Origin of the sequence: Gracilibacillus halotolerans, from assembly GCF_014206945.1 — a bacterium.
Taxonomy (GTDB): Bacteria; Bacillota; Bacilli; order Bacillales; family Amphibacillaceae; genus Gracilibacillus; species Gracilibacillus halotolerans.
Genome location: NZ_JACHON010000002.1, coordinates 36,272 through 50,970, shown reverse-complemented (window position 1 = coordinate 50,970; position 14,699 = coordinate 36,272). Strand labels below are relative to the sequence as shown.

The window sequence follows — 14,699 nt, the reverse complement described above, 5'->3', positions numbered from 1 at the left end:
AAAAAAATTCAATTCTATAAATCCAAATTAATTTTATTTGCGTATCGTAAGTGAACCATTAAAAAAGGGAGGAATAGAGAATATGTTTAACAAACAAAAAAAAATCTTATCTTATTTTCTTATTTTTCTACTATCATTCTCGTTGATTAAACCTACATCCTTAGAGGCTGTGGAAGGAGTGTCTCTATTTACACCTTACACAGGGTTATCTGCAACTCCAGGTGAAACAATTAACTATTCTGTTGATGTTATTAATGACAGTTCTTCGATTCAAAATATGTCTTTCTCATTGGAAGATTTTCCGAAAGAATGGGAATACAGCTTAACGGCTGGTGGTAGAGAAATCAAGGAATTATCCGTTCGCGCGAATAGTGAAGAGGTTATTACATTAGATATTACTACTCCGTTAGAGGTGAAAAAGGCAGACTATCGTTTTAGTTTAGTAGCTTCGGATGGAAATAATAAAACTAGATTGCCGTTTGTCGTTACGATAAGTGAACAAGGTACATTGGCAACAGAACTAACAAGTGACCAAACAAATTTACAAGGTCATGCAGATTCTGACTTCTCATATTCTATTACTTTGCGTAACCGTACAGCAGAAGAACAAAACTATGCATTGAGCTCCAAAGCAGAAAGTGGATGGGGCGTTGCCTTTAAATCAGGTAGCGATTCTATTTCATCCATTAGTGTCGAACCAAATGGCACTGCTAACATTAATGTTAAGGTAACACCACCAGAAAGCATCGCTGAAGGAACGTACAAAATTCCTATTCGAGCCGAAAGTGGCAATATGACAGCTGATTTGGAACTAGAAGCTACTATTACCGGATCCTACGATATGGAATTAACTACTCCTGAAGGTAATCTGAGTACTAATATTACAGCTGGACAAGACAAAACCGTAGAGCTTGTCATTAAAAACACAGGAACCGCTACACTTACAGACATTGAATTAAGTGCGACCACACCACCTGACTGGGAAACAGAATTCGATAAGGAAACAATTCCTGAGATAGAGCCTGGTAAATCTGAAACAGTTAAAGCTACCATTGAAGCTTCTAGCGATGCTATAGCAGGAGATTATGTCGCTTCATTTACGGCTAAGTCGGCAGAGAAATCAGCTGAGGCAACCTATCGAATCGCTGTAAAAACATCCACCCTCTGGGGAATTGTAGCTGTTCTAATCATTGTAGGAGTTGTAGCAGGACTTTATTATATCGTTAGAAAATACGGGAGGAGATAACGTTGATAAATCCAATCATACAATTGGAAAATATCACAAAGAAATATGATGAGCAGCTTGCGGTTAATCATTTATCTCTTTCCATTGAAAAAGGTGAGATTTTTGGTTTACTTGGTCCGAACGGCGCTGGTAAAACAACGACTATTTTAATGATGCTAGGGCTTAGTGAGCCAACATCCGGTTCAATATCTGTATGTGGTTGGAATCCTACGCGTAATCCTCTCGATGTAAAAAAAGAAGTAGGCTATTTACCAGACGATGTCGGATTTTATCAACACATGACAGGTTGGCAGAACTTAATTTATACAGCACAACTAAACGGTATTCCGAAAGAAGAAGCCGAAAAAAGAGCCAATGACTTATTACAGAAAGTTAATTTGGTTGATGCCGCGGATAAAAAAACAGGGAAATATTCTCGCGGGATGAGGCAAAGATTAGGCTTAGCAGATGTATTAATGAAAAATCCAAGTGTCATTATTCTCGATGAACCAACATTAGGTATTGATCCAGAAGGAGTCCGAGATTTTCTAAATCTAATTCGTCAACTGAATGAAGAAGAAGCGCTTACCGTTTTACTTTCATCTCACCAGCTACATCAAGTACAACAAATATGTGACCGAGTTGGCATCTTTGTAAAAGGTGAACTTCTTGCATCAGGTAATACGGAAAGTTTAGGGAAGCAGTTATTTTTAACAGCGCCATTTGTCATTAAAGTTATTGCCAATCCAGCAAATGAAACACTTATTGAAAAACTAAAAGATATTCCACAAGTCCACCGTATAGAAAAAGTAGACAATGTATTAGAACTATACTGCGAAGAAGATGTTGCAGCTGAAATTAGTAAGGTAATTGTTGAATCTGGTTCAGCATTATATGAAATTCAGAAAAAAGATTTTGGTTTAGATGAGATTTATCACCGATACTTTGAAGGAGGCGAGAAAGATGAACATCGCCACGATAAAAAAGAGACTAACGTTGGTAACGAAAAATAATCAAGAAAGCACATCAAGAGGTGACGCTCATACATTTTGGGCGATTGTTCAAAAAGAATTTAGTGATTATATTTCTAGCTGGCGAATTATAATATTACTCGCAATTATCCTGCTTACATGTGTGGGATCGCTTTATACAGCAGTTACAACGATACAAGATGCTGCAAATGCGAGCGAGAATGCAGAAGCAATTGGAAGAGATGGCTATTTGTTTTTACAATTATTTACGATGAGTGACGGAACATTACCACCTTTTATTACATTTGTAGGCTTGCTCGGTCCATTACTAGGAATTGCGTTAGGTTTTGATGCGATTAACTCCGAGCGAAATAAAGGAACATTAAGTCGTTTAATGGCACAGCCAATCCCGAGAGACTATGTCATTAATGGAAAATTTGTTGCCGCCTTATTGATTAATAGCTTGTTATTTTTCGCGCTAGGATTGCTAGTTATGGCATTTGGCATTATTATTTTAGGAATTCCACCAACAGCCGAGGAGTTTTTCCGAATTATCGCATTTCTCCTTTTATGTATTGTCTATATTGCTTTTTGGTTAAATCTAGGTATCTTATTTTCCGTTGTCTTCCGACAGCCAGCTACTTCAGCTTTAGCTTCCATGTCGATTTGGTTATTTTTCGCAATTTTTTTCTCGATGATTATTAATCTTGTAGCAAAACCTATTCTAAATTCTGAGGCTATCGCTTCTCTCGACGATGCTATTTTTCGCCAAGAGCTTATTATGAACCTACAACGACTGTCACCTAACTATCTATTTAGTGAATCAACTACCACGCTACTCTCACCTAGTATTCGTAGTCTAGGTCCATTAACAATGGAACAGACAGTAGGAGCAGTGGCTAGTCCTTTACCTTTGTCACAGAGTCTGTTGCTCATTTGGCCACAACTAACAGGCATGATTGCAGCAACACTTATTTGTTTCGCCATTGCTTATCTTCTATTTATGAGAAGTGAAATTAGGGCCTAGAATGAACAGATGATGAGATAAATAAAGAACACCTTCAAAATGGTTTGTAAATGCCTTTTGGAGGTGTTTTTAGTACGTAAGAAAATTAAATTTAGGAAAGTAGTAGTTCGCAGTAGAGAGTAACGTTGAACATTAATAAGCTTCGAGATATTTTATAATAGACTCTGCTGCTTTTTGAGTATCCTCCATCTCTATGTCAGTGGAAGTCGTTTGCATGATATTAATAACGATATTTTTATAACTTAGCGCAATAATTTCATTATTAGAGAGTTCGTCGTTAATGTCATGCTCTGAGCTAATATTATAAAAAAGCATATCATTTCCGATGAAGTTCTCCGTGTAAGCAAGAGTAATCGTTAATAATCTAGTACTCTCTTCATTTTCATAGAAGAACATTTCTTGCGTAGGTTCAGTGAGTGATTCTCCATCTTTAGTTAACCATTTGCGTTTGCCAAAACTTAGATCTTCGTCTATTCTTATTGCATCTTCACCATCTGAACTGTCTTTATATATATAGCCTTCAATTTCAACTTCATCTGAAAGTTTTTCGAATAAATTCTCGAATTCTTTATAACTTAATACTCCCTCTTTATTTTCACCTTCGGAAGGAGAAGTACTTTTTACGCTGTAGGTTGCGTCATTATCAGAACAAGCAGTTAAAAATAGAATTGCCGTAATAAACATACAAAATCTTTTTATAGCTAACACTCCTTTTTCTGAAACTTATAAGGATAGTATATCACGTTTCCATTTTAATACAGGAAATAGTTCTAGACTCAAAAATCACATCTGTTACGTATTTCGTTGATGGTAAAGCAAATTTATTAGAATGACTTGATTAATAGAGGGGACTTAGTACAAAATTCAGAAACTTATGATACAATCAGGTTAACTAAATTTGCTGTATAAACACTGTTGCTTATTCAACTATCGGGACAGGAATTGCGTAAGGTGAAACTAAATCTATTGTCAACCTCTAATTTTGTAAAGGGCTGATTTAAGATGACTAAAAGAAAGCTATTGTTAATTTTACTTTTATCAATTGTATTGGTAGCTTGTAATAGTCAAACAACATCCGAATTGTCTGGAAATGATATTGGAAACCCAACTGCTGAACAAATTTTACAAAATGATAAAGATGCAGACATATTTGTTTTAAATGACATTGTATACACAAATGCAGAAGGTATTGAATGGGTATATGACGATGATTTAACATTGGGAGAGGAAGTTGGCGAGATAAAAAAACAAACTACTGATGGTGATGCATTTGAGAACTTTACAGCTTCCCAACTTACAGTAGGAACTAAAATATACGAACCTGTCGAAAACAGTAGTATTTATATAGTTATAGTCGATGATAAAAAGATAAGATATTTAGGATTGATAGAGGGATAATTCATTTGCATTAGCAGGCACTTTAATTGAAGAAGGTATTACACGAATCAGAACTTGCCACATAATAGGTAGTTCTGATTTTTTTCATTATATCAACTAACAGAGCAAAAAAATAAACAAACTATAAAAAAGGAGGCAGTCATTTAAATTATGAACAACTGCTGCTTTTTCAGCTATTTTCCTTCGAATTTTTTCATCCCTTCTATTAAGTCTAAATCAAATTGCTCCTTATTCTGACTTATATATTTATATTCAAAGTACTTAATTCTTATTGTTGGCCCAAATTCACTATCATGACAGTTTGTATAATCAAAATGTACGTTTAATTTACCTATATCAGTAAAAAAAGCACTTGTTGCCTAAAAAGACAATCAAGTGCTCCTTATAGCTAGCTAATGTTGAGAATCTAATATAACTTACTCGGCAGATGGGTTATAATCTATCTCAACTTTACTAAGACCCACTAATACTTTTTCTATCCTATTAGTTAAATCTGCTATTTCCTCTTTTGTCAGTTCCTTTGAAGCATCTATATCTTTAAACTTGCTTAATCTTCTTGTTATACCTTCAATAAGCCCAATAAAAACTTTATCATGTCCAATTGCAATCTCACCAATAGCAGTATCAACAATAACATCTTCTATCTTACCAAAGTTATCAAACTCATCTGATAGTTTTGCTATAGCATACTTATATCCCCTATCTTCATCTAACAACTCTTCATATGTCTCCTGAATTGCTTCAAATAATTCATTATACTCCCAATCTTTCATAATTACTTTCCTCCAAAGAATTTAGTTTAAGGAATAATTCTATTACCATTGTTGTGTACGACCTCTAATTCAATATTTTTATATTTAGCTGCAAACTCTGCTATAACTTTATTACAACTGTCGCAAGTATCCAATTCTGTAAATAACTTAATTCTACCACTAGCTTGTGTATTATCCCCAAGCCTAGAAGCTATATCATTTAGTATTTTATACTCCGTATCTGTATTCCTTAAATAATTAAATCCATTTTTACCAACTGCTTCTGTAGCCTTAAACATTGGATTTTCAGGTTGTAAAGAAATATCAGGCACCTTATGCTCAAGACTTCCCTTAAGTTCATTTATGCTACTTTGAGCATAAAATTCCGATTTGCTTATCCCACTGACATCCACTTCGGCAACAGCAAAATTACCGGATTTCTTATATTTACTCGATAAATTTCCTCTTAGTTCCTTCACTCTATCAATTATATGCGCTTCTGTTACTGAATCTATTTGTCTAGTTGGATATACTTTTCCTGTACCACTAGTCTCCACCTGTCTCAAAGTATCTTGCTTATTCGATTCTGTTCTTTTAACGGTGTTTCCGCCTCCACCGCTACCAGATTTCATCAAGACTAAATACTTATTGCCCATGCTGTCCTGAACAAATCGAGGTGTTGGTATTTGCATATTAATTAGTTTTTTCATAAAATCAAAAGCTTTTGTAACCATCCATGGCATGCGGATGCCTGGATTGGTTGCCGGAGGGGTCGGGGTTGGGAAAATGTGATTTACACTATTCTTTGCTTGTACTCTATCAACTGCAACACTTCCGCCACCAGCTGCGAGTAAAAGTATTGACTGAGTAAGACTGCTTTGGCGTTGCTGTTCCGTTAGTTCCTCTCCGAACATATCTTTTCCTGTGATGTATTCACTAAATCCATTTGCTGAAGCTAGTCCATATAATCCATACTCCGTTTTCCTTAGTATATCAAAAGCTTCGGTTGTTCGGTAGGCATCTAACGCATTATCTGCAGCCTTGAAGGTTTTACTAGTTTTATAGATTGCATGACCACCTTTGACTGCTCTTCCAGCCCAACCTACAAAAGGAATAAAACCTGCAGCTGCTAATGTTGCTGCAGTAGCACGTTGACCATCGGTTAATTCTTCACCTGTTACTGGATCAATACCAGTAGTCGCTCGTTTCATATCGTAATAGCCTGTTACCTCTCCAGTAAAGGTACAGATTGTGTCCCACGTCTTCTCTCCAAAAGAACGATTTTTTAGCTCTCGAGCTTTCTCTAAATCATCTTGCCAGCTTATGTAATCTGCTGTAATCTTTTTAGCTTTCTCTTTTGCAGTATGTATGTCACTATTTCTATATGTATCTTCATTAAAGTAGAGTGGGTTCACTTCTCCACCTTGCATAGAAGCCTGGTATAATTCAGATATTAACCCAGCAATGATATTTTCGTGGTACTCGGACTGTTCATAGTGCTCTACTAGCATTTGGTCTAAGCTATCTACTTTTTCTTTTGTTTCCTTCCGTGTTTTCGTGGCTTTATCTATACGATCGTCGAATCGACTTGTTGAATAAGGTTCTAAGGAGACAATATCACTGATTCCAGAAAATATTTCATCAAGGGCTTGCTCTTGACCATCTACTATTTGTCGAGCACGAGTTTCACTGTTCTTTAAGTCACTGTCTAAGAACGGCAGATGGACAAGTGTGTCTTCTCCTAAATCCATATCGCTCGCTATTCCTTTTATTCCTTTGAAAAAGGCCTCCTGCAAATCAATAAAATCGAGCCAAGCATCTACTACATCGATTTGTGCACGATAAAAGCCTTTCACTGATTCTGCAGTTTTACCTTTAAAATCATCCAGATTAATGATGTCATGGAAAGACGTTTTCAATTCTCTAAACTGAATGCGGAGCGAATTATATTCTTTTGCACGACTTTCCATCGCCTCTACCAGTGTTTTCGTTTCTAAAGTTTGAGTGTTACTCATTTTGCCCTCCTTCCTATCTACCTAGAACCTCATCCTGTTCTTTTAGCTTTCTCAAATTTTCTTTTGTATCGTTTAAATTTTTTTCAACCGCATCTCTATATTGATTTAAAAATTGATGAATCATCTTCTCCCGCTCTTTCCATTCCTTCGTATACTTGAGAGAATTCTTCCCAATACTTTGTGTTGGTTGTGGAAGCTCAAGTCCAGCTAACTTAGCCTGTGCTAAATTCACTTTAGCATTAACTACATAGAACTTTAGCTTAATTTCAGGACCCCCACCATAACCGATACCTTTAAGTGCCGCTTTCATCCGAATAACCTTCCTTTTAACTTATTGATTTGTGTACTCGCCACGTTTGCCATCTCTTCTCCCTGTTCAAGAAAATACTGCGCACTACGAGCAATCGAACTAGTAACGTCTAAAGCGCCCCTCTGAAGCTCTAATTGACGTATTTTCCTATCAATTTCCATAAGATGAAAATCATATTGTCGAATATACCTTTGCATTGATTCATAGGCATCTTGACGTGCAGAGTCATAATCTTCTCCATCTGTTCCTTCCCACATACGGTTTAAGGAAGGTTGATAGATTCTTTTAATTTCCTTAAGTGCTGCATCCTGCTCAGTCTCTATTGCGGTTTTTGCCTGTTTTAATCGTTGAATCTTTTCATCAATTTCGTCTTGTCGATCCGAGATAGTTGCAAATGCGTCTTTAAGAAAATTCCAATCTGACATTTAAATCACTTCCTTTATAACCAATCCTCTTTTTTCCTATTTAAAATATACCAGAAACCATGCGAAGTAAAAGGCTTTTTAACAAAAATGGTTAAAATATCCTTACTATTTTGAGGTTACTTTATTTTCCTAATAGAAAGGACTTATATGAGGGTGAACCAAAATTATTAAAAAGTAAAGAAGACTCTTCATTGCAAATAGAGCTAAAGACTTATCCCATCGGATGAATTTCCTATGCGACAAATAGGGACAGAAATTTCCTTCTATCTCATCCATATAAAAAACCTTGGCTAGCGCTAAGCTTTTAGATGCAACAGCCTTAGTTGCATTTACACTTTGAACCTATAATTTTGCCGCGGCGATATACTCCATTGAAGAAATTTTATACTTTTTAACGTGCAAAAAACCGAGCTATAGCAGCTCGGCACTCATTTTTTATTGAAAAATTTTATCAATACGATTAATTTCTGTCTGAGACAATTTAACATCTAATGTACTCAGGTTGTTTTGTACTTGGTCAGCCGTTTTGGCTCCTGGAATGATCGCATCTACTCCATCTCGTGTTAAATACCATGCTAGTACGAGATGGGTTAATTCCACTTTTTTCTCAACCGCAATTTCTCGTAACCGTTCAACTTTCTGTAAGTTTTCTTTAAAAGCATTACCTTGAAACAATGGGTTATTTTTGCGTAAATCGTCGAAAGTATCCTGTTCACTATATTTCCCGGTCAATAATCCAGAGGCAAGTCGAAAATATGGAACAAAAGATATATTGTTTGTCACACAATAAGGAAGTAGCTCTTCCTCTGCCTGACGTCTGAATAAGTTATATTCAGATTGAAGAACATCCACATAACCATCTTGGTTTGCCTCTTCTAGTTGGTTGATGGAAAAGTTAGATACTCCAATACTACGAATCTTTCCCTGTTCTTTCAGCTCGTGTAGGGCACCGACAGCTTCTGCCTTCGGTGTATCCTCGTCTGGTGAATGAATATAAAACAAATCAATGTAATCTGTCTGAAGCCGTACTAACGCCTCGTCAACGGATCGCCTTAAAAAGTCTGGCGAATTATCAATTTTGGTTTCACCATCTATGATATGATGAGCTGCTTTCGTAGCAATGACAAGGTCTTCTCGTTTACCGGTTTCTTTCACAACCTCACCGATAAGCTCCTCAGATCGTTTTGGGCCATAAATAAACGCTGTATCAATGAAATTAACTCCACTTTTGATTGCTTGACGAATAACATCCTTTCCCTGTTCCTCATCAAGATTAGGATAAAGGTTATGGCCACCAACTGCATTAGCACCTAAACCAATCGGATGAACGAATAAATCTGATTTCCCTAGTTTTACTCTCTGTGTCATTTATTCACGTCTCCTATTTTTTTATTAATAACCTTCCTCTACATGCTAGCACGTATTAGCATGTGATAAAAACTTAATGATTTGTAAATTTTTCTATAAATTTTTATTTAATTTGTCATTATTTGTCTTTCATATGATATAATTAGACTAATTCAATATGGTTATCAAGAGTGAACGAGAGTCCTGGCTCTATGACTTCACGGCAACCTGCCTAAAAGGTAAGGTGCTCCCACCAGCAAAGCTTGCTTTGGATGATAACGACGGTGCTCATGCCCTTTGTCTACTTTCATTCGTAGCAAAGGGCCTTTTCATTGGTCTTGAACCCTATTGAAAATAACAAATAGGAGAGATACTATTGAATTCAACAGGATTTATACGTGGCTACATGGCCAAAAACATGGAGACCGAGAGATTTTTAGAACATGTCGTATGGGTATTGGAACGACAACTGCAAGAGTGGGATGAGTCCTATCAACTTCAAGTTTTCAAACAAGAAGACTTTATTATTTCTGTGCAAAACAATAAAAAAATAATCAACGTACCGATTTCCGCAAATCGATTAAAAGATTTACAGTCTGCATCTCCTTACTCCTTAGATCGCTACATATGGGTACAACTTAAAGAAAAAGGATTAGAATGGAAAGATAAAAACGGAAATTACCTAGATTATGTGTTTCCATAAAATACAGTGAAAGCAACGGACTTTTTTTTCCGTTGCTTTCCTTGGATAAGTTAAAAGTCTGCCGGCACTTCCCAAAAGTGAATATAATCTTTTTTAATTTTTTTCCCAAGTTGAGCTTTAATTTGATTCGTAAGAGCATTCCATTTTCCTTGTTTGGCTCGAATGTTTTTAGCTGATTGAATGTCGTTTACTTTCTTTAATAAACGTTGTTCCATTTTTTTATCTAGAAACTCTAGGTCCTCACCATGCTCCACTAGCTCATCTAATTCTGAAGTAGTTAACTGTGCCTCAATTGTAAATGTCCGCTCTGTTATATTCCCTTTTTCATCCTTTGCAGTTATCTTAAGTTCATACGTACCCGGTGTAAATTCTAAAGGAGAAATGTGAATCATATCATTCATTTCTTTTCCGTCTAATTCGATAATTACCTCTTGTAAATCACCATCTTCATCATTTACACTAACAGGTATTTGGTACGTCTCTGTAATGAGAAATGATGTGAAATCTATCAGGTCACCGATTATCGGTGGGTTAGATATCGTCTTTTGAACATCGTCTGCTTGGGTTACTAGTAATTGATACGTATCTCCAAATATCGAACCTACTCCTGAGACAGTGACTTCTTCACCTTCTTCAAAATTATTCGTAAATTCTTCGAATAAGAAATTGGTACGTTGATCTACTCTGATTCTTGTTACCTGATCTCCATTTCTTAAATCAAATTCAAATGCATTCCAATACGATTGAATATTTTCGATAACACCTTCCATTCGTACTAGCTCACCTTGATTGGTTTCGTCGATTTGTTGGATATTTTGAAAGGACGGTAGCTCACTTTTTCCGACAACTTCTATACCCTGAACATCCGTTATTTCCTTCATTCCTTGAAACGTAGTGGTGGTTCCTTTTACCTTAACTTTATCACCGACCTCGAAAGCATCAGCATGTTGAAAAACATATATACCCGCAGTCTCATCTTGTAAATAGAATCCTTTACCACCAAAAATACCCGGCTTTGTTGTAATAACACCCTCGACTTCTACTGTTCTGTTATCCGCTAATTCCCGAGCTTGCTTAATGCTAATAGGCTCTGAAGGCTCTTCATTTGTCACTTCACCGATTAGAGCTGATTGTGTTTTAATGTTAGTTTTTCCTTGGCGAAGTCGTACATTAGCATTTCCAGATGCATTTTCATTTACTTGGACAGTAAGTATTTTTGAGGCTATCCCTTCACTATTTGCTTCTAGGTTAAATTCCTTGCTATATCCGTACTGAGCTGGCCAACTACCATCTTCATTTTGTACCTTTGCAATTTGTTGTCCACCATCTAAGTAAATACCTAGATTGTAACCAGAAATTGTTTGACCTGGCGCGAGATTTTCTGCGATTATTTCTATCGTAAAGGCTTCGTTATTTGGTAATACATCGTTGTAGTTTAAGGTGAATTCTGGTTCCGAAACTGGATCTATTGATGACCCAAATGAACCTGGTGCAAAAGTAGATGGATCAAACCAATCATAATGTTCCTGTGGATTTGTCCATGGTTCAGGTTGTGGTTCTGTCGTGTTTTCCGGTATTTCTTTATCTAGAAGTGGTGAAACATCATCTAACGGAATCTCTGTTTCTGTAAAATCTTTATAATCTTCTTTATCTGCTAACCAATCAATAATATTTAATAGCAATGTAGCATTATCTGCATCTGTAAAACCATCATACGTTGTTTTTCTTTGTCCTGTTTCTTCATTTCGATACTTCGGTGTAGCATCCTCAACCGGAGAAGAATCACCAATAAATGCTGCTTTCCCTTTTTCCAGCTTGGAAATAGCTGCATATGGACCTTCCTCGACTCCGCCGCCATGATAGATTCCTTCATCTACAGCAGGTCCCCATTTGTCACTTTCATCGAGACCGTCTGGCAAGAATACGATTCCTTTTGCTAACTCAGGGTTGGTGATAGCAAGTGTTGAACCAGCATGCATCGTGATTTCCTGAACACCTTCTGTAATTCCAAAAGTTTCAGCTGGTTCTACTACATGATTGGCTACTACTGTTCCCAGTGCATTAAATCGAAATTTAATACCAAAGTTGTCACTCAACCAATCAGAACTTTCCACATCTTGCATTGCTTCAGAATTGATTTCAGCTTCAAACATCCCTTTTGTTGGATTATCATAGGCACCACGACGAAAACCGTTCATTACTTCCGATGAATCCCAACGATTTTTGTTGCGGTCTGCATTATAGTGGTCGGAAATAAAGAAAATACTTCCCCCATTCTCCACGTAATCAATCATCGCCTCTTGTTCTGTTGTCTTGAATGGAATATTTGCCTCTGGAATAACAAAGACATCGTAAGGTTCCAAGTCTTCTAATGTCATCGGGCTATTTTTTCTAAATTCTACTACCTCATATCCATTATCTGCGATTGCTTCGGCAAAATCAGAAAACGCGCCGTCAATGACCCAGTCAGCTTGTCCAGCAGTTTGACCATGTGTATTGTCGAACAGTACCTTCTTACCATTAGGAGAATCAGGTAGAATGATAGGAGCTGGATCATCCATTGTTTCAGCATAGGTTAAATTGGGAATAACAGTAAAACTAATGAAGATTGTTACAATGAGCATCCAAAATACTTGTAGATGTTTTTTCAAGAAAATCCTCCTCTTTCATTGTTTTATCGAACACTCTCAATATAACAATCAAATATGTATGTACGTTTACCACACTGTAAATTATAGGTAAATATTGTTGAAGCGACATAACTTTATCCATTTCATAATCGTAAATGAAACTTTACATTCAGTGGACAACTTCTTTGATAAACTTAAGATAGAAAGGATGATACCACTTGAACCAGAAGGCAACGCTTAAAATTGTGTATACGAGTGATATTCATGGGCATGCTTTACCTATTCTTTACGGAACGAATGAACCAGCTGAACTCGGACTCATTAAATATGCATCCGCTGTGCGACAAATTCGGGAAGAAAATGAGTTTGTAATTGTGATGGATAATGGCGATCTCATTCAAGGTACTCCGCTCATGACACATTATGTTAAGGAGCATGTACATCAACCTAATCCTATGATTTCTATAATGAATCAAATGAATATTGATGCTGGAATAATCGGTAATCATGAATTTAATTTTGGCCTGTCCATTTTACAAGATGCGATGAAACAATCTAATTATCCTTGGCTATCTGCCAATATATTAGATAAAGAAACAGGGAAACCATTTTTCGGACCACCTTATATCATCAAAACTTTATCCAACGGAATAAAAGTAGGAATCATTGGAGTTACTACACACTATATTCCAAATTGGGAAAAACCAGAGCATATCGAAGGTATTTATTTTGCGGATGCTTATCGTACATTGAAAGATTGGGTACAAGAGCTTCGTGAAGATTGTGATGTATTACTTGCTGCCTACCACGGTGGCTTCGAACGTGATGTTACAACAGGAGAAGTAACGGAAAATTTAACTGGCGAGAATCAAGGATATGAAATGGCTAGTACGATAGATGGGATTGATGTACTTTTAACTGGTCACCAGCATCGCATTTTGACCGGTATGGTAAATGACTGCCTCGTCATTCAACCTGGTAATAATGCACAAACGTTTGGAGAAATCACGATTGAAATGGTGAAGGACGATGAGCTAGGCTGGAGAATAGAAAATAAATCAGCGGATGTTCATTCTGTAGAAGGCGTTGAGGCTGATTCTGTTTTATTAAAAGATATGGAATTGTTAGAAAGTTCGACTCAAGCATGGTTAGATAAGCCAATGGGCCTTGTTGAAGGAGATATGTTAATACGTAATCCACACGAAGCGCGCCTTCAAAAACATCCCTTTATCGAATTCATCCAACGAGTCCAAATGGATGTTAGTGGAGCACCTATATCGGTCACTTCTTTATTAAACAACGAGGCGAAAGGATTTCCAGCAACGATTCGAATGCGAGATATCGTTTCAAATTATCCTTATCCTAATACACTTGTTGTCCTTTCTTTAACGGGACAGGATATTAAATTAGCACTTGAAAAAAGCGCCGCCTATTTTTCTTTAGATGGTGAAAAAAACATTGTGGTAAATCCAGAGTTTATTAATCCAAAACCACAACACTATAATTATGATATGTGGGAAGGGATTGATTATACAATTCGTGTTTCTAACCCTTTCGGTAAGAGGGTAGAAGATATAACATTTCAAGGAGAGCCGCTCGATATGGATAAGAGTTATCATGTTGTAATGAATAACTATCGCGCTAGTGGCGGTGGCGACTTTGATATGTTTAAAGATAAGCCTATTGTGAAGGATATTAGACAAGATATGGTAGAACTTATATGTGAATACATACAGAAACACGAGACGATTAAAGCGACCATACATCCTAACTTTAAGGTAGTAGTTTAGTTTTTATCTATGGACCGTGGCGTGGGTTCTATGAACTGTGGATGGTCCGCTATGGACTGTCACTTGTGCTCTATAGACTGTGAATAGGCGCTATGAACTGTCGAAG

Annotated in this window: 14 protein-coding genes and 1 riboswitch; of the genes, 6 read left to right on the top strand and 8 right to left on the bottom strand. The window is 36.6% G+C overall.

Annotated features, from left to right (window positions below):
* Positions 1–82 precede the first annotated feature (82 nt).
* The 3 genes from GGQ92_RS04170 to GGQ92_RS04160 are packed head-to-tail and all read left to right on the top strand — an operon-like array spanning position 83 to position 3,223.
* On the top strand, positions 83–1,246 hold the full coding sequence (locus GGQ92_RS04170) for a COG1470 family protein (RefSeq protein ID WP_184244909.1): 1,164 nt from the start codon (positions 83–85) through the stop codon (positions 1,244–1,246).
* A gap of 2 nt (positions 1,247–1,248) precedes the next feature.
* Entirely contained in the window at positions 1,249–2,238 is a 990-nt protein-coding gene (locus GGQ92_RS04165; RefSeq protein ID WP_184244907.1) for an ABC transporter ATP-binding protein, read from the top strand.
* Positions 2,189–3,223, top strand: a complete 1,035-nt coding sequence (locus GGQ92_RS04160; RefSeq protein WP_184244905.1) for an ABC transporter permease subunit — start codon at positions 2,189–2,191, stop codon at positions 3,221–3,223. Before GGQ92_RS04165 ends, GGQ92_RS04160 begins: the two co-directional genes overlap by 50 nt.
* A 132-nt stretch (positions 3,224–3,355) precedes the next feature.
* Here GGQ92_RS04160 and GGQ92_RS04155 read toward each other — a convergent pair whose 3' ends face one another.
* Entirely contained in the window at positions 3,356–3,907 is a 552-nt protein-coding gene (locus GGQ92_RS04155; RefSeq protein WP_184244903.1) for a hypothetical protein, read from the bottom strand.
* A gap of 318 nt (positions 3,908–4,225) precedes the next feature.
* On the opposite strand from GGQ92_RS04155, the gene GGQ92_RS04150 reads away from it, so the two are divergent.
* Positions 4,226–4,621 (top strand): hypothetical protein, encoded by a 396-nt coding sequence (locus GGQ92_RS04150; RefSeq protein WP_184244901.1) that lies wholly within the window; start codon positions 4,226–4,228, stop codon positions 4,619–4,621.
* A 173-nt stretch (positions 4,622–4,794) separates the two neighbouring features.
* Here the strand turns inward: GGQ92_RS04150 and GGQ92_RS04145 are convergent, their stop codons facing one another.
* From GGQ92_RS04145 to GGQ92_RS04120, 6 genes are all read right to left on the bottom strand, one after another.
* On the bottom strand, positions 4,795–4,956 hold the full coding sequence (locus GGQ92_RS04145; RefSeq protein WP_343068766.1) for an immunity protein YezG family protein: 162 nt from the start codon (positions 4,954–4,956) through the stop codon (positions 4,795–4,797).
* An 81-nt stretch (positions 4,957–5,037) separates the two neighbouring features.
* On the bottom strand, positions 5,038–5,394 hold the full coding sequence (locus GGQ92_RS04140; RefSeq protein WP_184244899.1) for an Imm3 family immunity protein: 357 nt from the start codon (positions 5,392–5,394) through the stop codon (positions 5,038–5,040).
* A 26-nt stretch (positions 5,395–5,420) separates the two neighbouring features.
* Positions 5,421–7,388: a deaminase domain-containing protein gene (locus GGQ92_RS04135; RefSeq protein ID WP_184244897.1), complete on the bottom strand. Its 1,968-nt coding sequence runs from the start codon at positions 7,386–7,388 to the stop codon at positions 5,421–5,423.
* A gap of 13 nt (positions 7,389–7,401) precedes the next feature.
* Positions 7,402–7,698 carry a DUF5344 family protein gene (locus tag GGQ92_RS04130; RefSeq protein WP_184244895.1) on the bottom strand — a complete coding sequence of 99 codons (297 nt, stop codon included), beginning with the start codon at positions 7,696–7,698 and terminating at the stop codon, positions 7,402–7,404.
* Complete coding sequence (locus GGQ92_RS04125) at positions 7,695–8,123, bottom strand: YwqH-like family protein (protein WP_184244893.1); 429 nt, start codon at positions 8,121–8,123, stop codon at positions 7,695–7,697. Before GGQ92_RS04125 ends, GGQ92_RS04130 begins: the two co-directional genes overlap by 4 nt.
* Before the next feature lie 435 nt (positions 8,124–8,558).
* Entirely contained in the window at positions 8,559–9,491 is a 933-nt protein-coding gene (locus tag GGQ92_RS04120; protein WP_184244892.1) for an aldo/keto reductase, read from the bottom strand.
* A 158-nt stretch (positions 9,492–9,649) separates the two neighbouring features.
* Positions 9,650–9,752, top strand: a riboswitch (SAM riboswitch).
* Positions 9,753–9,846: 94 nt separating this feature from the next.
* On the opposite strand from GGQ92_RS04120, the gene GGQ92_RS04115 reads away from it, so the two are divergent.
* Positions 9,847–10,173 (top strand): hypothetical protein, encoded by a 327-nt coding sequence (locus tag GGQ92_RS04115; protein ID WP_184244891.1) that lies wholly within the window; start codon positions 9,847–9,849, stop codon positions 10,171–10,173.
* Positions 10,174–10,223: 50 nt separating this feature from the next.
* Here GGQ92_RS04115 and GGQ92_RS16665 read toward each other — a convergent pair whose 3' ends face one another.
* Positions 10,224–12,797 carry an endonuclease gene (locus tag GGQ92_RS16665; protein WP_184245408.1) on the bottom strand — a complete coding sequence of 858 codons (2,574 nt, stop codon included), beginning with the start codon at positions 12,795–12,797 and terminating at the stop codon, positions 10,224–10,226.
* A 224-nt stretch (positions 12,798–13,021) separates the two neighbouring features.
* Here GGQ92_RS16665 and GGQ92_RS04105 point away from each other — a divergent pair, with 224 nt between their 5' ends.
* Positions 13,022–14,593: a bifunctional metallophosphatase/5'-nucleotidase gene (locus tag GGQ92_RS04105; protein ID WP_184244890.1), complete on the top strand. Its 1,572-nt coding sequence runs from the start codon at positions 13,022–13,024 to the stop codon at positions 14,591–14,593.
* Positions 14,594–14,699 lie beyond the last annotated feature (106 nt).